Consider the following 20,566-nt stretch of genomic DNA (forward strand, 5'->3'; position numbering starts at 1 on the left):
TGATACATTCTAAAAATAACTGGAATATTTTTAGGCATCTAGTGTTCCTTATAAGAATAACAATAATGCATACCTGCTTTTTTCATAACATGATCACTATGAATATTTTTAATATCATGGGTAGCAGTTAAATAATTAAGCCCCTCTTTTTGAGCTTGTTGAATAATGGCTTTTACAGCTTCACTCACAATTCTTTGATGCCAGTATTCTTTTTTTAGACCATAGCCTAAATCATGACTTTCATCTAAATCAATATTGATATAACCAATGGGAGTATTGTTTTTTTTAAACAAATAGCATAAGCGTATCCTTGTTTCTTTTGATAAATAGAAGCATATCTTTCTTGATAAAAGCTTTTAGCTTCATCTAGATTTTTTAAAGGAAACCAAGGAAGAAACTGGTTGACTTCCTTATCAGAAAAAATATCATAAAAAGCTTCTAAATCATTTTCATTGAATTTTCTTAAAATCAATCTACGTGTGTTTAATGTTGGGGTATTCATACGGCTTCTTCCTTGCATTTTTGTTGAAGTTTTCTACCAATCGTCAACCACATGGTAATATAACAAGCACCACCACCGATAAAGTTACTGATAGCTTCAGCAATAAAGACACCATTAATACCAATAAATTTTGGTAGAATGACAGTTAAAGGAGCAACAATGATTACTTTTCTAAAGATCGAAAAGAAAATCGCTTGTTTTGATTTTCCTAAACCAACGGCAGTTGATTGTCCAACCATTTGGAAAGTCATCATAAAGAAACCAAAAAAATAAAGATGTAAAGATGTGATACCATGACTAATGATTTTTTGATTATGTGTAAAGATTTGAATGAAAAATTCAGGGAATAGGGTAATTGCAAGCCATATCACAAACATCATTATAAAAGAAACAATTGTGACAAACTTAATACCTGTAAGAACACGTTTATATTCTTTAGCCCCATAGTTATAACCTAAAACTGGTTGACAGGCATTGGCCATTCCTTGACCGGGTAATTGAGCAATTTCACGAATGGAGTTGATAATTGTCATGATGGCGATATAAAGATCTCCACCGTAAGTTTGTAAAGTCGAATTGCAAACAATCGTCACAACAGAATTGGTAATCCCCATCATAAAACCAGCTGTACCAAGTGAAAAAATACGTTTTACATAGTAGAAATTAAGTTTAAAATATTTTTTTCTAAGTTTCAAAATAGTTTGTTTACCTGTTAAAAATTGTAAGGTCCATAAAGCAGAAACACCTTGAGAAATGACGGTCGCAATGGCAGCTCCTTTAACATTCATATGTAAAACAAAGATAAATAGAGGATCTAAAATAATATTTAAAATAGCACCGATAAGAACTGTCATCATTCCGACTTTCGCAAAACCTTGACTATTAATAAAACTATTCATCCCTAGACTTACTAAAACAAAAATAGTTCCAATTAAGTAAATAGATAAATAATCCAAAGCATAACTAATAGTATGTTTACTGGCACCAAAAGCCCATAAAATATCTTCTTTGAAAATAAAACCAACAATCGTAAGAATAATTCCAAAGATGACAAGTAAAGAAAATGAATTACCCATGATTTCTTCAGCGTCATCATTTTTACCTTGACCTCTCGCAATTGAACAAAGAGGGGAACCACCCATACCAAAGAGGTTTGCAAAAGCCATGACAATGGAAATAATTGGTAAACAAATTCCTAGACCACCCATAGCAAGGGTCGCTACATGAGGAATACGTCCAATATAAATACGATCAATAACATTGTATAAAACATTAATGAGTTGAGCGACAATCATTGATCCCGCAATTGACATAATATGTTTAGGAATACTTCCTATCGCAAAGTTATTTTGTGTTTCCATGTGTATCCTCCTTTTCTAAGGTATTATTCATTTGTTTAAGCAAACTAATAATTTCTCGTTGTTCTTTTTTAGAAAGTCCTTGTAAAATAAATTGGTCGCTTTCTAAACAAATTTGTTTGACAAGTTTTGCTTTTTCTTTTCCAAGTTTAGTTAGATGAATTAGAATAGAACGCTTATCATGATTTTGATTTTTCTTTTCAATATAATTCATCTTTTCCATCTTATTAAGTAAAGAGGTTGTTGTAGATTTATCTACAATACATAGTTTTCCTATTTCTTTAGGAGACAAGGGACCATGCTCATCTAAACATTGAAGGACTTTACTTTGTCCTGGTAAAACATCGATTTGTATTGTTCTTTGATTGATCCATCTTTTTTGATGATTAGAACATTTAAGTAATTGAAAATAAAATTGATCTTCTAACATAAGTGCCTCCTATATAGTTTGAATTCAAACTATATTTTATACTTCTTTTTTTAGAAGTCAAGACTATGTTATAATAAATCAAACGGGGGAAATATGTATGAAAAAGATAATCACAATACTTTCAACATTTTTAATAATCACGTTATTATTTACGGGAAGCTGTTATGCCAGAGCCGGTGGTGGGAGTGGCTCTGGTAGTAATGGTGGAGGTTCTTCAAGTTCTAGAGGAAATAGCTATCACGACCATTATTATGGAAGAAGAGGACGTTCCAATCCTATAGAAGGTATCGTTATGACCGTTGTGGTTGTTTCAGGAATTTATGGATTAAATGCTTCACAAAGAAGACGTAAAGCACGCTTACTTCATCAAAGAACTAAAAAACAACTGGATATTTTAGATGATGAAGATGCTTTTTGGAATGAAGAAAGAATTAAAAAAGAAGTCAAACGTAATTATTTTATTATTCAAGAAGCATGGTCAAAAAAAGATTTAGAAACTTTAAAAGACTACTTAACACTACAACTTTTAGATGCGTGGCAAACAAAAATGAATTGGTATGAGTTTCAGGAAAGAAGAAATGAACTTACGAATATAAAACTTATAAAACAACATGTCGTTAATGTTTATGATAGTGAAAATGATGATGAGGATTATTTTTGGGTCTATATTGAAGGAATGATGGATGATCTTACAATTGATGAGCAAAATCAAGTGATTGAAAGTTACGATGGTGTTTTTGTGGAATATTGGAAGTTTAAACGATTAGGGAATCGTATTTTATTAGATGAAATTAGACAACAAGATGAATATGAAAACTAGAGGAAATAAAGATGAATAAGAAAACAATTGGAATTATAGCTATAAGTGTTGTTTTAGGAGCTTTTATTTTAGTGTGTGTAAAAGAAAAAGTAGATGATTTTAATCAAAATCCTACAAAACAAATGTGGGATCTTTATAAGGAAAGTGAAAAGATTTCTAAAACACCTTTAAAAGAACTCTTAAACAAAGAAGTAACCAATACAACCATTGATGAAGTGTATCTTCGTTTATGTGATTTATGTGAATATGGTTATGAATTGGATCAAATCAATGATTATCAAAGAATTTTCTGGCTTATTTATAATTTTAATGGTGAAACAGGAAATGGTGGTGTTGAACAATTCCTTTACAATTGTCATGATCAAGTCGATATTACTTTACAAACCTTACAAAATGTTCATCTGGAAAACAGTACACGCTATCTAGCTGAGTCAAAAGAGATTTGTTCTGAAAAAATAGAAATGTATAGTAATGATGAAATTACAGAAAAACTCAATCAAAAAGATGATACTTATTATGATGAAAGTGAAAAGGAATGCAATGCGTTTTTGCTGCAATATTTAAAAGAAAATAAAGAACATTTTATGAAAGAAAGTTAAAAGCAGAAGGTATCAACTTTCCAAACAACAGTCGAGGACTTTATTTAGGAGACGTAAAGTTAGAATTTTTGATGGAAGAATTAAATAAATGACATGCGATTTATAATATTCATCCGCATCGTTCTAAGCTTATCAATGAAAATATTTTTACCGCTGGACTTGTTCCTTTATTTGATTTTATTGCAGATACTACGCGAGCAGTTTTAAATTTAATAGGAAATGATGTTATTTTACGCTATCCAAATATTGCTTGGATTATTCCTCATTGTGGTTCTTTTTTACCGAATATTTATGAGAGATTTATGGGAATGTCAAAAATACTAATACCACAAAAAATGACGAAAGAAGTAGATGTTGAAGCAAGCTTTAAAAATCTTTATTTTGACATTATAGGAAATCCTGTACCATATCTTTTAAAATGATTACTTACAATTACAACAGATATGGGAGTGATTTTCCCTTTACTCCTTCGAAATATATTAAAACGAATTTAGAGGTATTACTAAAGATGTTAGATGGAGAAGATTTAAAACAATATAAAGAAATGATTTTATTTAAAGATGTGCAACAAATGTTTTTTTAAGCGACTCAAAAGTCGTTTTTAAAATAGAAAATCATTTTTTCTACTTCTTTTAAATTATCATTTTTATTTTTTTCTATGATCCAAGTTTCATTATGATAGGGAATAATAAGTTTGTTGGTTTTTGAAGTAGCATTTTTTAAATAGGATGAAGGAATTTGTACAAGTTGGTTTCCTTTGCGGTCATAAAAAGTTAATCCTGATTGCCAATAGGCAAGTAAATACATTTTATGGACTCTTTTATAAGTGATATAAAGTAAGAAAATGATTAAAATGCAACATAAAGTAACCATATCAAAATGATGTACTTGAAATTGAATGAAAATGCATAATAATAAAACGATTATTAAAATAGGATATGCGAATAAAAAAGCATAAGCTTGATAATAACCAGATACAAAAAGATGAGGTTTATTAAAGATCACTGCTTCTTGTTGTATCTTTTTTTGTGATTTTTTGGTAATGATTTTTTCTGTTTGCTTTTCAATCGCTTTGGTTATTAATTCTTGAATTATATGATTCAACATAAAATCACCTCATCTATAAAGTAACATAAAAATAAAGCAATAAAAACAATGGAAGAGGTTACATTTATATATTTTTTATGTTATTGTAAGAAACGGAGGAAATTTTATGGATTATGAATTATTAGAGAAAGCTGCCATGACAAAATATGAAATGTCTAAAAAAGATCCGTTTCGTTTTTTTATAAGAAGTATTGTGGCAGGTCTTTATTTAGGTCTTGCGACCATTTTATCTTATACATTGGCAGTTTTACTTGTAGAACATCATGTAATTGCGGCTAAGATTGCATTTGCGGGAGCTTTTGGAATTGGTTTAGTGATTATTGTTTTACTTGGATCAGAGCTATTTACGGGAAATTGTTTTACCACGATGTTTCCAGTTTACCATAAAAGATTAAAATTTTTAGATATTTTACCAATGTGGGGAATTTGTTATGTAGGAAACTTCGTGGGAATTGCCTTGATTTGTTTTTTATTTATTAAAAGTGGTGTCAATCATGAAGCGATGAATCAATATCTTGCAAACGTCGTTTCTAATAAATTAAGTTTTGATGGTTTAGAACTTTTTATTAAAGGAATTCTATGTAATTTTATTGTATGTGCGGCTGCATTTGTTGGCATGAAACTAAAAGAAGAAATGGCTAAAACATTTATTATGATGATTATTGTCATGACATTTGTTTTACCAGGATTTGAACATAGCATTGCGAATATGGGAACATTTTCTATGACCTTTACCGCTTTGGGTACAAGCATATCTTGGAGTGGAGTAGGATTACATATGTTACTTTCGACTTTAGGAAATATTATTGGGGGAAGCATTCTTCTTGGCTTACCAATCTATTTAATGATTCGACCAAAAAAAACTAGCGAATAAGCTAGATTTTTTTAATAGCATGGTAATTAATGAATTCAATATCCTTCGTCATTTTTTTAACTTTTTGACTACATAAGAGATCTAATTCATGAGCACGTCTTAAATGATAAGAAGATATTTGGTAAAGTTTCCAATCAATCATGGCAGGATGGCACATCAATTCATAATTTTCAACATCTTTATGTAAAATCATATTAATCATTTCAAAAGTTGCATCTTGATTATAGAAAAGTTCTTCAAAATAAACCGGTTCAAAGTCTTTTTGTAAGTACGTTTCTTGACGAATAGGTAAATCATATTCATGGGCCAGTTTTAAAACGACATCCCTGTTGCTTTTAAGTAAATGAACATGATGATGAGAATCTAAATGGGTTGGTTTATGCCCTGTAATTTTGATGAACTTTTCAATTTGGGCTTTCCATTCTTGATACAGTTCTTCTTGTAATACAATCGCTTCTCGATTTTTATAAGTATCTCTTGATTTGAAATTTCCTTTTTCATCAATAAAGCTAACTTTCGTTAAAGGCTTTCCAACGGTAATATTTAAATGAACTCCTAAACCTAAATTTGGATACGCTTTTGTCATTTCTAAATATTTTTCAATATTTTCCATATTCATCATACAAGTTGTTGAAGTTAAAATACCATCTCTATGTGCTTTTAAAATTCCTAAACATACACCTTCTGATAAACCAAAATCATCAGCGTTAACAATTAATTTTTTAATCATAATGAACCTCCTAAAGATATTATAAAGAAAATAAGTGAACTATGATACAAAAAATGCTAAAATACATACAAAGAAAGTGAGATGAAAATATGAAAGAACTCATAGTGGCGACAACCAATCAAGGAAAAGTTAAAGAAATTCAAGCAATGTTAAAGGATTTAAATATTGAAGTCAAATCTTTAAAAGATGTTTATGATGATGTTCCAGATATTGTTGAAGATGGAAAAACATTTAAAGAAAATGCTTTGATTAAAGCAAAATATGTTGCTGATGATTTACATAAAATTGTTTTAGCGGATGATAGTGGCATTGAAATCGATGCTTTTGGAAAGCTTCCAGGAATCTATTCTGCTCGCTTTTTAGGAAAAGATACCCCTTATCCAATTATCAATCAAGCAATCATTGATGCAATTGAAGGTAAAGAAAGAACATGCCGCTTTGTATGTGCTCTAGCTTTATGTATTCCAGATCAAGAACCTATCTTGATTCAAGAAACATTTGAAGGTGAAATTCATGATCATATTGCCGGGGTCAATGGTTTTGGCTATGATCCGATTTTCTATTTCCCACCTTGTCAAAAAACAAGTGCAGAGATGACTTTAGAAGAAAAAAATAAATACTCACACCGTGCTAAAGCACTTAAAAAATTATATGCAATTTTAAAAGAATTATAGAAGGAGATAAAAATGAACCATATTGTATTAGTACACCCAGCAATTCCTCAAAATACTGGAAATATTATGAGAACATGTGTCGCAACCAATACAGCGTTACATATTATTAAACCTATGTCATTTGAATTAGATGATAAAAAAATGAAAAGAGCGGGGCTTGATTATATTAAAGATTTAGATTTACATGTCTATGAATCTTATGAAGAATTCAAAGCTAAAAACCCAGGAGAATATCATTTTTTTACACGCTATTCAAAACTTTGTTATACGGATCAAGATTATAGTGATAGTTCTAAGGAACATTATTTATTCTTTGGACATGAACATGATGGAATTCCTAAAGAAATTTTAAAAGAAAATTTAGATCGTTGTGTACGTATTCCAATGTCAGATAAAGTAAGAAGTCTTAATTTATCTAACTGTGCAGCGCTTACGATTTATGAAGTTTTAAGACAACAAGATTATCCAAACCTTTCTAAAGTAGAAGTTCAAAAAGGTGAAGAATTTTTATATGACTTATAGTAAAAAAGATATACTGACAAGTATATCTTTCATGCTATTTATCATTTCTTTTTCTGTTGTTTTTGTTGCCTTTTTTAAACCACTTTATTATTTTGATATTCATCATTTAAAACTTGTTGAAAATACACATTATACATATCAACAAATTAAAGAAAATTATCAAATCTTAATACATTATCAATCTATCTTTTATCAAGGAAAACTTGTTTTTAAAGATTTTATCATGTCAAAAGGTGGACGTATTCATTTTGAAGAAGTGAAACGCATTTTTGAAATAATTCAAATAGTATGTTTGCTTACTTTTTGTACAACTTCTTATTTGGTTTATAGACAAATTAAACAAAAAGAATATCGTTTTTTTAAATTGACAGCCATTTTAACGATTGCCATTCCTTTGATTTTAGGCTTCTTTGCTTTTGTTGATTTTGATCGTTTATTTGTGATGTTTCATCAATTGGTGTTTAGTAATGATTATTGGCTTTTTAATCCTCGTCTAGATCCAATTATTAATATTTTGCCTGAAAACTTTTTTATGCATTGTTTTATATTGATTGTTTTTATTGTTTTATTCAGTGCATTTATTTGTTATAAAATCTATCAACATTATCAAAAAACGATTCTAGCTATTGATAATCATGAATCGTATACTCTTTAATTTGATTATATTTTTTATAACGTAATGTTTTAAAAAACATATAAATAAGTAAAAGAAGATGAAAAAGACAGATACTCAAATAAATAAGATCACGCAATTGTAAGTATATATAGTAAAAAAGGCCAATAATGAAGATATCAACAATATAACAATAAAAAGGTATTTGACTAGAAAAGAGTTTGGATTTTTTAAGCATTTTTAAAAGCTTTTGACGATCAATTAATAAAATATCATTGACAGCAGCTAATTGATAAGCGGCTTCTGTAAAATAAGAATTGGTAATAACGATTGCTCGATCTAAATGATAGTAAGAAATACCACCATATGCTTGTTGAATAGCGCTGACACCAATATTTTTTTGATATCTTTTACATTGAAATCCATAAGAAACTTGATTCTTTTTGGCAAGAAGATCAATGCCGTAATCACCACTTGCTTGAGTGATTTTGACAGAATGATAACCGCTTTTAATAAGCAATTTTTGAATCAGTAACTCAAATTCAAAGCCAGAAAGTTGATCAATTTTATTTTCATTGATATGTAAACAAAAAATATTTTTATAAAATTGAAAAATCCAATGAATAAGTGTTTTAATAAACCAATAAGGATATAAAAGAAAAATTTTATAAATAAAAGACATAAATTCACCTCTACGTGATTATAACATAAGGAGTATTCTATGAAAAAACTACTTTTTAAAATGATTATAATATTATTAGTTATTATTACTGGTTTTTGTGGGTACTATGGTTATTTAGGCTATCAAATTTACCAAGATAAAATCCAAGAACAATCTTTATCTGAAAGAGTCAATCAACTAAAGAGTAAAGAAGATTATGTAACTCTTGATCAAATTTCACCGATATATAAAGAAGCAGTATTAGAAAGCGAAGATCGACGTTTTTATAAACATGGTCCTGTAGATTATTATGGTTTAGCACGTGCCATGTTTATAAATATTACAACCTTTTCTTTTAAAGAGGGTGGTTCAACTATTACGCAACAACTTGCTAAAAATCTTTGTCTTTCTTTTAAAAAAAATCTTTCACGTAAATTTGCGGAAGTCTTTATCGCTAAAGATTTAGAAGATCACTATAGTAAAGATGAAATTTTAGAAATGTATTTGAATATTACTTATTTAGGTGAAGGGAACTATGGGATTCAAGCAGCAAGTCAATATTATTATCATATTGACGCAATAGATTTAAATAAGCAACAATGTGATATACTAGTTAAAACTTTAAAAAGACCAAGTGTTTATAATCCATCTAAAGTGAATTAAAAGACAGCAATTAAGCTGCCTTTTTTTCTAAACATTTTTCACAGATACCTGACATATTGATATCAATAACATCAATATGATGCTTGTACGTTTTTTCAAATTGTTTAATAATTTTTTTATCATTATTATCAAGATCATAGATTGTTTGGCAACAGTTACACATAAAGTGCATATGTGGTTGAATATTGCCATCATAGTGAACCATGGTATCTCCTAAATCGAGTTTCTTGATTTGTTTTGTTTCAACAAGTTGATTTAAATTACGATATACTGTTCCTAAGCTTAAATGGTGATAATCTACTTTTAAGTCCTGATAAATCATTTCTGCAGTAGGGTGATCGTATCTATGTTTTAAATTGTTGAAAATGAGCTCTCTTTGTTTAGAGTATCGAATCTTAATTTCTTTCATAATTTTCTCCTAATAGTAATGGTTACTATTATTATAAATAAATACCATACATCTGTCAAATCAATCCAAATTGAAGAAATAGTAAACAAAGAATAAAAGAAAGAATTCCATGATAGAGACGAGAAAGAAAATATTTTTTAAAAGAATAGGGAATAGCTTCTAAGAGATTATCAGCTTGCATCATAACGGAAAAACCACTAAAAGAGAGAAAGAAACATACAAAAGGAAGCATTTTTTTGGACTGATGAATGATCTTTAAAGAGCCACTACTAAATTCTAAAATTCCTTTAAGATAATCAAAAGAAAATTGAGGAAAAACATCTTGTAAAAAAGAAACAAAAAATTGGAAAATCAACATATATCCTAAAATAAAGAGGAAAGCATAGACACTGGAAAGAACACTTTTTTTAAAGGCTTTTACAAAAGAAAGATGTGGTTGTTTTAAAGTTTGTCGTACTTGTTTAAAGGTAAGTTTTTTTTGAGGATGGTGATAAAATAGGGCAAGTATGAGACTTGGTAGAAGATGACAAATAAAAATCAAAAGAGAATAGGGTGTGTTTAAGGAAACAAAAATAAAAGAGATGGAACTAAAAGAAGCAATGGAGAGAAGATGTTGAAGTTCATCAAGATCGATATAATGAAGTTCATAAGCTTCTTTAATAATTTTGATATTGGTTGGATAACCACAAAAAAAGGAGACAAAATAAAGAGAGGACATCATTGGTGTCAATGAAAATAAATTATAAAAAGGAATTTGTAAAAAATAAGCAAGGATATCTAAAATACCTAGATTTAAACAAAGTGAAACAAGAATCATAAACGGAAGTAAAGAGGGTAGAAGATTTTTAAAGACAATGGTAATGACATCATGGCTGACATCAACAATTGTTGACATATGAAAAAAAGAAAAAAGTGTTAAAAATGTGACAAAGAGTAAAGTAAAATAGTCATTATATCTTTTCATAGCGTCTCCTAATTGGTAGAATACTTAAAGAGGTGAAAGAATGAAAGCAATCTTAGTATTAACATCAACAAATCCTTTTTATGAAGAAGAATTAAAATCTTTATGTGAGGCGTGTCATATTGAAGTGATTGATGTTGTGATTCAAAAATTAGAAAAAATAAATCCAGCAACGTATATTGGTAAAGGTAAAATTGAAGAAATTAAATTAAAACTTCAAGATGAAATGGTTATCTTTGATGATGAATTGACACCACTACAAGTTAAAAACTTAACGGATTTACTTGAAACAGAAGTTACAGATCGAACAGATTTGATTTTACGTATTTTTAATGAGCGTGCTAAAACAAAAGAAGCTAAATTGCAAGTAGAAATTGCTCGTGATCAGTATTTATTACCACGTCTTGTGGGAATGCAAGAACATATGTCTCATCAACAAGGTGGTTCTGGTTTTAGGGGCTCAGGTGAAAAACAAATTGAACTTGATCGAAGAATCATTGCTAGAAAGCTTGCCCGCTCTCGAAAAGAACTGGCTGAAATCGTCAAACAAAGACAAGTACAAAGACAAAGAAGAAAGAATAACCAAATTCCGGTTATTGCTTTAGTAGGTTATACAAATAGCGGAAAATCGACTTTATTGAATACGTTATGTCCTGATAAACAAAAGAAAGTTTTTGAAAAAGATATGTTATTTGCGACTTTAGAAACATCCACAAGACATATTAAAATAAAAAATCATGATTGTTTACTTACAGATACTGTTGGTTTTATTGAAAGATTGCCTCATCATTTAGTTCAAGCTTTTCGTTCCACTTTAGAAGAAGTAAAAGAAGCAGATCTTTTATTACATGTTGTAGATACAAGTTTTGAAGACTATCAAATGCAAATAGAAACAACCAATGAAGTCTTAAAATCATTAGGGGTTGAAAATACACCAATGATTTATGTTTATAATAAAATTGATTTAAATAAATATGCTTATATTCAACCACAATCACCTTATGTTTTTATTTCAGCAAAATATAAAAGAGGTCTTGATTTATTAGAAGATGAAATCTCACATCTTCTCTTTAAAGATTATGAAGTATTTGAACTCTCTATTCCTTATAGTCAAGGAGAAGATTTTAAATATTTACATCAACATTGTTATGTAAAAGAAATAGAATACTTAGAAAAGAGTATTTATTTGAAAATAGAAGCAAGAAAACAAGAAATAAAGAACTATTTACATTATTGTTTAAAACATTAAAAAAATAAGCCAAAATTGGCTTATTTTTGATATATACGATTAAATTGGAATTTATCTTCTGAAGTTAAACGAATACCTAAACGTTTTAAAGTATCGATATCTGTTTCAGATAAGATGACTGATGAATGGGCTTCACAGTATTGTAATTGTTCAATACATGATAAAGCTTTTTTAGCGTTTTCATTATTATTTGCAGAAATAGATAATGAAAGTAAAACTTCATCTGTATGTAAACGAGGATTCTTATTCTTTAAGATTCCTTTTTTTAGTTTAGATACAGGTTCAATAACTTCAGGTTCAATAAGTAAAATATCATCATCAATATTGGCAAGATATTTTAATGCATTTAATAAACATGCTGAAGCACTTCCAAGTAAAGATGTTGTTTTACCAGTGATAATATGTCCATCATTAAGTTCAATCGCAAATCCTGGTTCGTTGGTTTTTTCTTCGATTTCTAATGCATGATTGACACATTTACGATCTATAGCTTTTAAATCTAAAGTAAGCATGATGGCTTCAATTTTAGAGATTGCTGATTTATCAACAAGACCACGTTTAAAATCAAGTTTTGTTTGATAATAACGACGAATGATTTCTTGTTTACTTGCTTCTTTACATGCTTCATCATCAATAATTGCATTTCCAGCCATATTTACACCCATATCAGTAGGTGATTTATAAGGACAAGTTGACATGATTTTTTTGAATGTTGATTCTAAAACCGGAAAGATTTCAACATCTCTATTATAGTTGACAGTTGTTTCGTTATAAGCTTCTAAATGGAATGGGTCAATCATATTGACATCATTTAAATCTGCTGTAGCTGCTTCATAAGCTAAGTTTACAGGATGTTTTAAAGGAATGTTCCAAATAGGAAATGTTTCAAATTTTGCATATCCTGCTTTAATACCATGAGTGTATTCATGATAAAGTTGTGATAAACAAGTCGCCATTTTTCCACTTCCTGGACCAGGCGCTGTTACGACAACAAGTGGTTTTGTTGTTTCAATGTAATCATTGATTCCAAATCCTTCTTCCGAGACGATTTTTTCAATATCATTTGGATAACCTGCAATAGGATAATGCCTAAAGACTTTAATTCCTAAGTTTTCAAGTTTCTTTTGAAAAGCAATAGCATGTATTTGGTTTTCAAAACGTGTAATTGTAACACTTCCAACATAAAGTCCAATGTTTTGGAAAGCGTCAATCAATCTTAAAACTTCTAAATCATAAGTGATTCCTAGATCACCACGCATTTTATTGTTTTCAATGTCATTGGCGTTAATGACAATAATAATTTCTGCATCTTGTTTCAATTCTAATAACATTTTTAATTTACTATCAGGTTCAAATCCTGGTAAAACACGAGATGCATGGTGGTCATCAAATAATTTACCACCAAATTCTAAATAAAGCTTGTTATCAAATTGTTTGATACGTTCTTTGATATGTTTTGATTGTAATTCAATGTATTTTTCGTTACTAAATCCAATTTTTCTCATCTTTCATTTTCTCCCTGTTCCTTATTATATATAATTTGTCTTATTTTTAAACAAAATAATAATTATTTATCAATATTGAAGAAATATCAATATTTTGATAAAATTATGGTTATTAAAAGGGGGATTATTATGAATCTTAAAAATAGACATTTTTTAACATTAAAAGATTATTCAAAAGAAGAAATTAGATATTTATTGGACTTAGCACATCAATTAAAAGCTGATAAAAAAGCAGGAAAAATTGGACAACATTTATTAGGGAAAAATGTATGTTTGATTTTTGAAAAAACATCAACAAGAACACGTTGTTCATTTGAAGTGGCTGCTTTAGATGAAGGTGGACATGCTACATTTTTAAGTAACTCACAAATGGGGAAAAAAGAATCCATTGAAGATACAGCTAAAGTATTAGGTAGAATGTATGATGGTATTGAATTTAGAGGATTTAAACAAGAAACAGTAGAAGCTCTTGCTAAATATTCAGGGGTTCCAGTTTGGAATGGCTTAACTGATGTTGATCATCCAACACAAACACTTGCTGATTTTCTTACAATTGAAGAACATTTAGATAAACCATTAGAAGATATTAAATTTGTCTTTACTGGAGATATTCGTAACAATGTATGTTATGGTTTAATGTATGGAGCTGTTAAAATGGGAATGCATTTTGTTTGCCTTGGTCCAAAATCATTACATATCGATCCAGAAGTACTTGCTTATTGTAAGGAAGAAGCTAAAAAATCGGGTGGAACAATTGAAGTGACAGATAATGTAGATGAAGCAGTAAAAGATGCAGATGTTATTTATACAGATATTTGGGTAAGCATGGGTGAAGATGAAAACTTGTATAAACCAAGAGTAGAAATGTTGTCACCATATAAAGTTACTCAAGAAATGATGAGTAAAACAGGTAAAGATTCAACATTATTTATGCATTGTTTACCATCATTCCATGATTTTGAAACAACTGTTGCTAAAACCAAACATGACGAAGGAATCGATATTCGTGAAGTTGAAGATGAAGTCTTTAGATCAAAGAATTCTGTTGTTTTTGATGAAGCTGAAAACAGAATGCATACAATTAAAGCAGTTATGGTAGCGACAATTGGAAGAGATGCGTAAGCATCTTTTTAAAATTAACTCTTTTTTAAGCAAATTGTTTAATTTTGTGCTATGATAATTTTAGGTGATCATCATGAAAGGTAAGACATATGTACTTTCTGACATTCATGGTAATTTTGAAATATTCAAAAGAATGTTAGATAAAATACAATTTAATAGTCATGATCAACTTTATATACTTGGAGACATTTGTGATCGTGGACCTTGTAGTTTGGATATTTATTTTTATATTCAAAAATTTGATAATATTACCTTACTCAAAGGAAACCATGAATATATGATGCAAGAGGCTTTAAAAGAAGCCATTGATCACGATGATTTTGATTTTCCAAGTTGTGAATTTAAGCTTTGGTCACAAAATGGCGGAGAAAAAACGATTGAAAATATTCGCCAATATCTACGTAAAAAGAAATTGTATCATTGTGATTACACCATTGTAAGAAATGTTTTTTTAAGAAATCTCTATAATTATCTTAAAAACTTACCTTTGTATTTAGAATTAACAGTCAATAATAAAGATTATGTTCTAGTTCATGCTGGAATTGATCCTGAAAGAAATCTTGATGATCAAGAAGAAGATACTCTTTTATGGATTCGTGATTATTTCTTTTTAAGTGAATGTGATTTAAATAAGACTTATATTTTTGGTCATACCCCACTTTGTTTTATTAATAGAGATCAAAGTTTTAATGTTTGGTATGATGATGAATTTCATAATAAAATTGGAATTGATGGGGGACTTGCTTTAGGAGAAAGAGGTCAACTTAATTGTATTTGTTTAGATGATGGACAAGTATTTGTCCTTAAAATGAGTGAGGTAAACGATGCGTAGTGCTTTTTATGCTTTAATTAATTTTATCAATACATCAAAAGTAGATGATGTTTATTCCAATGCAGCAAAGATGATTTTAGAAAATATTAATAAAATACCAGAATATAATATTACGGATGTGGCAGAAATGTGTTTTGTTTCTACAGCGACGATTTCAAGGTTGTGTCGAAAATTAAATTATGAAAGTTTTAGTGACTTTAAAATGGATGTCACCATGAATTTACGTTATTTTAATCATGATTCCATGCGTATGCAATTTGATCATCAATTGCCTGTTTTTCCTGTTGAAGGAAAAACAACCAAAGATTTATTTAGCGATCATTTTGAAAATATTGTACAAAACTTAAGATCAACTTATGAAATGATCGAATTTGAAGAATTAGAAAAACTGGTAGATCTTATTTATCAAAGTAATGAAATTTGTTTTGCGGGAAACTTTTTTACCCAATCTGTTTCCATGCAACTACAAATTGAATTATCTTATTTAGGAAAGAAATGTACAGGGATGTATCCTTTACAAAGTCAAAAAGAAGTGGTTCATGATTTAACAGAAAATGATTTGATTATTGTTTCTTCAATTGCAGGAGGTTATTGGCAAGATCATCCAGATATGTTAAGAGAGATTGCAAAAAGTAAAGCACATAAAATATGTATTACTCAAGTAGAAAATATACCATATCAAGAGCAATTTGATATGATTATTCAAGTAGGAACAGATCATTTATCTTTGATTGGTAAGTTTTCGATTACGTACATTTTTGAATTATTAGAAGCACTTTATCATATAAAATATGGAAGAGTATAAGAAAAAGGGCAAACGCCCTTTTTAAAATTGTTTTAAATATTCTTCATTTAAAGCGATGACTTTTTTCATCATCTCTTGACCACAGGCACCAATTGTATTTCTTTTGTTGACACAAGTGTTGACATCAATTGCTTGATAAACATCTTCTTCAAAAACATCAGAGATATTTTTGAATTCTTCTAGAGAAAGTTCATCAAGATCTTTGTTTTGGCTAATTGCATATAAAACAAGTTGACCAATAATACCATGAGCATCTCTAAATGGTACACCTTTATTTACTAGATAGTCAGCAGCATCAGTTGCATTTGTAAAACCACCAGTAGCTGATTTTTTCATTTTATCTTTATTAAATGTTGTTGATTTTAACATATCACTTAATAATTGAAGGCATCCTGTAGTTGTATTTAAAGCATCAAAATACATTTCTTTATCTTCTTGCATATCTTTATTATAAGCAAGAGGAAGACCTTTCATAGTTGTTAAAAATCCCATAAGGGCACCATAAACACGTCCTGTTTTCCCTCTGATCAATTCGCAAATATCAGGGTTTTTCTTTTGTGGCATGATTGAAGAACCGGTTGAGAATGTATCATCTAAATCAATAAATTGATATTCATTTGTATTCCAAATAATCATTTCTTCAGATAAACGTGACATATGCATCATCATTGTAGACATTGCGCTTAAAAGTTCAATTAAATAATCACGATCAGAAACGCCATCAATACTATTTAAACAAGGTCCTTTAAAACCTAAAATTTCAGCACTGTATTCTCTATCTAAGGGATAAGTTGTTCCAGCAAGAGCCCCAGAACCTAATGGACAATAATCCATTCTTTCATAAATATCATGTAAACGTGATTGATCACGCTTAAACATTTCAAAATAAGCTCCCATATGATGAGCTAAAGTAATTGGTTGTGCTTTTTGTAGATGGGTAAAACCAGGCATGATGGTATCGATATGTTCTTTCATGATTTCATGAATGGTTTTTAATAAATCAACAAGTAAAGTATTCAACATTTCGATTTGATCTTTTGTATAAAGTCTCATGTCTAAAGCAACTTGGTCATTTCTACTTCTACCAGTATGTAATTTTTTACCAGTATCACCAATACGATCAATCAATGTTGATTCGACAAAACTATGAATGTCTTCAAAGTTTTCATCAATTTCTAATGTTCCATTTTCAACTTCATTTAAAATTTCTTTTAAAGTTTTTTCAATTAGTTGACCTTCTTCTTGTGTTAAGATTTCTTGTTTTGTTAACATTTTTATATGACCGATACTTCCTTTGATATCTTGACTGGCAAAAGTTTTATCAAATTTAATAGAAGCATTAAAATCATAAACAAGTTGGTTTGTAGGTTTAGTAAATCTTCCACCCCATAAATTCATAAATTTCCTCCTTTAAATAAAAAGAGCAGTGGGCTCTTTTTATTTTTTGTTATTTAATTTCATTGCACGTACTTTAGTTGAAAGACCATATAAAGTAATAAATCCTTCAGCGTCATGATGATCATATAAATCACCAGTTTTAAATGATGCGATATCTTCATCATATAATGAATAAGGAGAAGTTGTACCTTCTTTAATAATATTTCCTTTATATAATCTAAAGTTTGTTGTACCTGTTACATATTCTTGAGTCTTATCAACAAAAGCAGTTAATGCTTCTCTAAGTGGTGAGAACCATTTAGCAGCATAAACAAGTTCAGCAAATTCAACAGAAACAAGACGTTTATATTTAAGTGTCTCTCTATCTAAGATAAGTTCTTCTAATTGTTGGTGAGCTTCCATTAAGATAGTTCCACCTGGTGTTTCATAAACACCTCTTGATTTCATACCAACAACACGGTTTTCAACGATATCGATAATACCAATACCATGTTGACCACCGATTTCATTTAATTTTTCTAAGATTTCTCTTTGAGACATCTTTTCACCATTTAAAGCAACAGGAACACCTTTTTCCCAATCAATTGATAAGTGAACATCTTCTTCTGGAGCTTTTTCTGGAGAATTTGATAATACTAATAAGTGATCATAATTTGGAGCACATGATGGATCTTCAAGTTCTAATCCTTCATGAGAAATATGCCAAATATTTCTATCACGTGAGTAACTATTATCAGCAGAGAAAGGTAAATTGATACCATGAGCTCTACAATATTCGATTTCAGATTCACGAGAATCCATTGTCCATTTTGGATCACGCCATGCAGCGATGATTTTTAACTCTGGAGCTAAAGCTTTAATACCTAATTCAAAACGAATTTGGTCATTTCCTTTACCAGTGGCACCATGACAAATTGCTGTTGCACCTTCTTGACGAGCAACATCAACAAGTACTTTTGCAATTAATGGACGAGCAGTTGCAGTCCCTAATAAGTATTTGTATTCAAATACAGCATCTGCTTGAACAGTAGGCATAATGTAATTTTCTACGTATTCATCAACCACATTTTTGATATAAAGTTTACTTGCACCACAAGCTTTAGCACGTTCTTCTAGACCGTCTAATTCTTCTTTTTGACCAACGTCAATACAGCAACAAATAACTTCACAATCATAGTTTTCTTTTAGCCATGGGATAATCGCAGTAGTATCTAATCCACCAGAATAAGCTAAAACAACTTTTTCTTTCATTTATAGTTTCCCCCTTATTTTTTATCTTATAAATTATTATTATCATAAACTACTTTTTTCAAATATGCAATATACTTGTCGAAATGTTGTAGACCCAAAAAGTAAGCCCCATCTTTATTATATATTAAAAATTTTTTTTCTTAATAAATCATTATTGACAAAATGGAAATTTGTCATATAATGGTTTTAAACTCGAAGACTAAAAGAGTAGTCTTTATGGAAATAAGAGCAATCCTATGTTGATGGAAGATAGGAATGGAAGTAAAGATGAAGCGCATTTACGAGAGAAAAGATGGAAATAGAAGTATATCTTTTGGTAGATCTGCCTTAAAGATGAAAGAGGTTGTAAGGTCAACTTACAACAATTAGAGTGGTAACGCGATCAGTCGTCTCTATTTAGAGACGGCTTTTTATTTTTTATAGGGGGAAAAGTAGAATGATTAATGTCGGAATTGTTGGTTCAACTGGTTATGGGGGATGTGAGCTTGTAAGATTTTTATTAACACATCCCAATGTCAATATTGAATGGGTTTCATCAAGAACATATAGTGATCAAGAATATAGTGATGTTTATAAAAGTTATTTCACTTTATTAGATCAAAAGTGTGTAGATGAAGATATTGAAAAATATTTAGATAATGTTGATGTTGTATTCTTTGCAACGCCTCAAGGGGTCTGTGCAAAGATGGTCAATGAAAATGTTTTAAAGAAAGTAAAGGTTATTGATTTATCTGCGGATTATCGTATTAAAGATGTTGAAACTTATGAATCATGGTATGGAATTAAACATGCTTCACCTGAATTTATTCAAGAAGCTGTTTATGGATTATGTGAAATCAATAGAGAAGATGTTAAAAATGCAAGACTGATTGCTAATCCTGGATGTTATCCAACATGTTCTATTTTATCGATTTATCCACTTGCTAAAGCAGGACTTATTGATATGGATACGTTGATTATTGATGCAAAGAGTGGAACAAGTGGTGCTGGTAGAGGAGCAAAAGTTCAAAATCTTTATTGTGAAGTGAATGAAAGTATTAAAGCTTATGGTGTAGCAAGTCATCGTCATACACCAGAAATTGAAGAACAATTAGGGTATGCTTCTTCATCAAAAGTATTACTTAACTTCACACCTCATCTTATTCCAATGAATAGAGGAATTTTAATTACAGCTTACGCTTCATTAAAAAAAGGAGTAAGTGAGGAAGATGTTAAAAAAGCGTATGATATTTATAAAGATGAATATTTCGTACGTGTCTTAAAAGAAGGAAATGTTCCAGAAGTAAGAAATGTAAAATGTTCAAACTTTGTTGATGTTGCTTATAAAGTAGATCCTCGTACACATAGAGTGATTATGATGGGAGCCATGGACAATCTAGTTAAAGGAGCTGCTGGTCAAGCAATTCAAAATATGAATATTATGTTTGGTTTAGATGAAAAGACAGGTCTTATGTTAGCACCTGCAGTTTTATAAGGGGAAA

At 29.6% G+C, this 20,566-nt stretch carries 24 protein-coding genes and 1 other annotated feature; of the genes, 12 read left to right on the plus strand and 12 right to left on the minus strand.

Features of this window, described 5'->3' with window-relative positions:
- Positions 1 to 38: 38 nt before the first annotated feature.
- From OCV55_RS13940 to OCV55_RS00905, 4 genes are read right to left on the minus strand one after another with little or no spacing between them, the layout of a single operon-like run.
- The gene (locus OCV55_RS13940) at positions 39 to 293 is read right to left on the minus strand and encodes a GNAT family N-acetyltransferase (RefSeq protein WP_317233012.1); all 255 of its coding nucleotides are present in this window, start codon (positions 291 to 293) and stop codon (positions 39 to 41) included.
- Positions 245 to 502 (minus strand): GNAT family N-acetyltransferase, encoded by a 258-nt coding sequence (locus tag OCV55_RS13945; RefSeq protein WP_317233013.1) that lies wholly within the window; start codon positions 500 to 502, stop codon positions 245 to 247. The genes OCV55_RS13940 and OCV55_RS13945 overlap by 49 nt, the downstream gene beginning before the upstream one ends.
- On the minus strand, positions 499 to 1,863 hold the full coding sequence (locus OCV55_RS00900) for an MATE family efflux transporter (RefSeq protein WP_147579522.1): 1,365 nt from the start codon (positions 1,861 to 1,863) through the stop codon (positions 499 to 501). The genes OCV55_RS13945 and OCV55_RS00900 overlap by 4 nt, the downstream gene beginning before the upstream one ends.
- Complete coding sequence (locus OCV55_RS00905) at positions 1,847 to 2,290, minus strand: MarR family winged helix-turn-helix transcriptional regulator (protein ID WP_147579523.1); 444 nt, start codon at positions 2,288 to 2,290, stop codon at positions 1,847 to 1,849. The genes OCV55_RS00900 and OCV55_RS00905 overlap by 17 nt, the downstream gene beginning before the upstream one ends.
- 97 nt (positions 2,291 to 2,387) lie before the next feature.
- Here OCV55_RS00905 and OCV55_RS00910 point away from each other — a divergent pair, with 97 nt between their 5' ends.
- Positions 2,388 to 3,110: a Tim44 domain-containing protein gene (locus tag OCV55_RS00910; RefSeq protein ID WP_147579524.1), complete on the plus strand. Its 723-nt coding sequence runs from the start codon at positions 2,388 to 2,390 to the stop codon at positions 3,108 to 3,110.
- A gap of 11 nt (positions 3,111 to 3,121) precedes the next feature.
- Positions 3,122 to 3,709: a DMP19 family protein gene (locus OCV55_RS00915; protein WP_147579525.1), complete on the plus strand. Its 588-nt coding sequence runs from the start codon at positions 3,122 to 3,124 to the stop codon at positions 3,707 to 3,709.
- A 588-nt stretch (positions 3,710 to 4,297) separates the two neighbouring features.
- Here the strand turns inward: OCV55_RS00915 and OCV55_RS00920 are convergent.
- Positions 4,298 to 4,816: a hypothetical protein gene (locus OCV55_RS00920; protein ID WP_147579526.1), complete on the minus strand. Its 519-nt coding sequence runs from the start codon at positions 4,814 to 4,816 to the stop codon at positions 4,298 to 4,300.
- A gap of 106 nt (positions 4,817 to 4,922) precedes the next feature.
- On the opposite strand from OCV55_RS00920, the gene OCV55_RS00925 reads away from it, so the two are divergent.
- Positions 4,923 to 5,690 (plus strand): formate/nitrite transporter family protein, encoded by a 768-nt coding sequence (locus OCV55_RS00925; protein WP_032090498.1) that lies wholly within the window; start codon positions 4,923 to 4,925, stop codon positions 5,688 to 5,690.
- A gap of 1 nt (position 5,691) precedes the next feature.
- On the opposite strand, the gene chbG is transcribed toward OCV55_RS00925, so the two are convergent.
- Positions 5,692 to 6,420, minus strand: a complete 729-nt coding sequence (gene chbG / locus OCV55_RS00930; RefSeq protein ID WP_147579527.1) for a chitin disaccharide deacetylase — start codon at positions 6,418 to 6,420, stop codon at positions 5,692 to 5,694.
- Between the two features lie 89 nt (positions 6,421 to 6,509).
- Between chbG and rdgB the strand changes: the two genes are divergently transcribed.
- Genes rdgB through OCV55_RS00945 form a run of 3 tightly spaced genes read left to right on the plus strand, consistent with a single transcriptional unit; the run spans position 6,510 to position 8,271 of the window.
- A complete protein-coding gene (rdgB, locus tag OCV55_RS00935; RefSeq protein WP_119363677.1) occupies positions 6,510 to 7,094 on the plus strand; it encodes an RdgB/HAM1 family non-canonical purine NTP pyrophosphatase in 585 nt (194 codons plus the stop codon).
- A 12-nt stretch (positions 7,095 to 7,106) separates the two neighbouring features.
- Complete coding sequence (locus tag OCV55_RS00940) at positions 7,107 to 7,616, plus strand: tRNA (cytidine(34)-2'-O)-methyltransferase (RefSeq protein WP_032090495.1); 510 nt, start codon at positions 7,107 to 7,109, stop codon at positions 7,614 to 7,616.
- On the plus strand, positions 7,606 to 8,271 hold the full coding sequence (locus OCV55_RS00945; RefSeq protein ID WP_147579528.1) for a TIGR01906 family membrane protein: 666 nt from the start codon (positions 7,606 to 7,608) through the stop codon (positions 8,269 to 8,271). Before OCV55_RS00940 ends, OCV55_RS00945 begins: the two co-directional genes overlap by 11 nt.
- Here OCV55_RS00945 and OCV55_RS00950 read toward each other — a convergent pair.
- Positions 8,240 to 8,911, minus strand: coding sequence for a restriction endonuclease (locus OCV55_RS00950; RefSeq protein ID WP_119363675.1), 672 nt, complete (start codon positions 8,909 to 8,911; stop codon positions 8,240 to 8,242). The two genes, OCV55_RS00945 and OCV55_RS00950, sit on opposite strands and share 32 nt — an antisense overlap.
- Positions 8,912 to 8,950: 39 nt before the next feature.
- On the opposite strand from OCV55_RS00950, the gene OCV55_RS00955 reads away from it, so the two are divergent.
- Positions 8,951 to 9,553, plus strand: a complete 603-nt coding sequence (locus OCV55_RS00955) for a biosynthetic peptidoglycan transglycosylase (RefSeq protein ID WP_147579529.1) — start codon at positions 8,951 to 8,953, stop codon at positions 9,551 to 9,553.
- 10 nt (positions 9,554 to 9,563) lie between these two features.
- On the opposite strand, the gene OCV55_RS00960 is transcribed toward OCV55_RS00955, so the two are convergent.
- Both OCV55_RS00960 and OCV55_RS00965 read right to left on the minus strand, forming a co-directional pair.
- On the minus strand, positions 9,564 to 9,962 hold the full coding sequence (locus OCV55_RS00960; RefSeq protein ID WP_147579530.1) for a Fur family transcriptional regulator: 399 nt from the start codon (positions 9,960 to 9,962) through the stop codon (positions 9,564 to 9,566).
- Between the two features lie 55 nt (positions 9,963 to 10,017).
- Entirely contained in the window at positions 10,018 to 10,926 is a 909-nt protein-coding gene (locus OCV55_RS00965) for a hypothetical protein (RefSeq protein ID WP_147579531.1), read from the minus strand.
- 40 nt (positions 10,927 to 10,966) lie between these two features.
- Here OCV55_RS00965 and hflX point away from each other — a divergent pair, with 40 nt between their 5' ends.
- Complete coding sequence (gene hflX, locus OCV55_RS00970; protein ID WP_147579532.1) at positions 10,967 to 12,172, plus strand: GTPase HflX; 1,206 nt, start codon at positions 10,967 to 10,969, stop codon at positions 12,170 to 12,172.
- Between the two features lie 20 nt (positions 12,173 to 12,192).
- Here hflX and OCV55_RS00975 read toward each other — a convergent pair whose 3' ends face one another.
- Positions 12,193 to 13,677, minus strand: a complete 1,485-nt coding sequence (locus tag OCV55_RS00975; RefSeq protein WP_147579533.1) for a DUF1846 domain-containing protein — start codon at positions 13,675 to 13,677, stop codon at positions 12,193 to 12,195.
- A 129-nt stretch (positions 13,678 to 13,806) separates the two neighbouring features.
- Between OCV55_RS00975 and argF the strand changes: the two genes are divergently transcribed.
- The 3 genes from argF to OCV55_RS00990 all read left to right on the plus strand — a co-directional run bounded on the left by argF (position 13,807) and on the right by OCV55_RS00990 (position 16,436).
- Positions 13,807 to 14,799, plus strand: coding sequence for an ornithine carbamoyltransferase (gene argF, locus OCV55_RS00980; protein ID WP_147579534.1), 993 nt, complete (start codon positions 13,807 to 13,809; stop codon positions 14,797 to 14,799).
- Positions 14,800 to 14,872: 73 nt separating this feature from the next.
- The gene (locus OCV55_RS00985; protein ID WP_032090487.1) at positions 14,873 to 15,631 is read left to right on the plus strand and encodes a metallophosphoesterase; all 759 of its coding nucleotides are present in this window, start codon (positions 14,873 to 14,875) and stop codon (positions 15,629 to 15,631) included.
- Positions 15,624 to 16,436: a MurR/RpiR family transcriptional regulator gene (locus OCV55_RS00990; RefSeq protein WP_147579535.1), complete on the plus strand. Its 813-nt coding sequence runs from the start codon at positions 15,624 to 15,626 to the stop codon at positions 16,434 to 16,436. The genes OCV55_RS00985 and OCV55_RS00990 overlap by 8 nt, the downstream gene beginning before the upstream one ends.
- Positions 16,437 to 16,457: 21 nt before the next feature.
- Here OCV55_RS00990 and argH read toward each other — a convergent pair whose 3' ends face one another.
- Both argH and OCV55_RS01000 read right to left on the minus strand, forming a co-directional pair.
- Complete coding sequence (gene argH / locus OCV55_RS00995) at positions 16,458 to 17,834, minus strand: argininosuccinate lyase (protein ID WP_147579536.1); 1,377 nt, start codon at positions 17,832 to 17,834, stop codon at positions 16,458 to 16,460.
- 39 nt (positions 17,835 to 17,873) lie between these two features.
- Positions 17,874 to 19,085 (minus strand): argininosuccinate synthase, encoded by a 1,212-nt coding sequence (locus OCV55_RS01000; protein ID WP_147579537.1) that lies wholly within the window; start codon positions 19,083 to 19,085, stop codon positions 17,874 to 17,876.
- 186 nt (positions 19,086 to 19,271) lie between these two features.
- Positions 19,272 to 19,482: a binding site (T-box leader), on the plus strand.
- A gap of 39 nt (positions 19,483 to 19,521) precedes the next feature.
- On the opposite strand from OCV55_RS01000, the gene argC reads away from it, so the two are divergent.
- Positions 19,522 to 20,559, plus strand: coding sequence for an N-acetyl-gamma-glutamyl-phosphate reductase (argC, locus tag OCV55_RS01005; protein WP_032090483.1), 1,038 nt, complete (start codon positions 19,522 to 19,524; stop codon positions 20,557 to 20,559).
- Positions 20,560 to 20,566: the final 7 nt, after the last annotated feature.

The organism is [Clostridium] ammoniilyticum (genome assembly GCF_025566905.1).
Taxonomy (GTDB): domain Bacteria; phylum Bacillota_I; class Bacilli_A; order Erysipelotrichales; family Coprobacillaceae; genus Faecalibacillus; species Faecalibacillus intestinalis.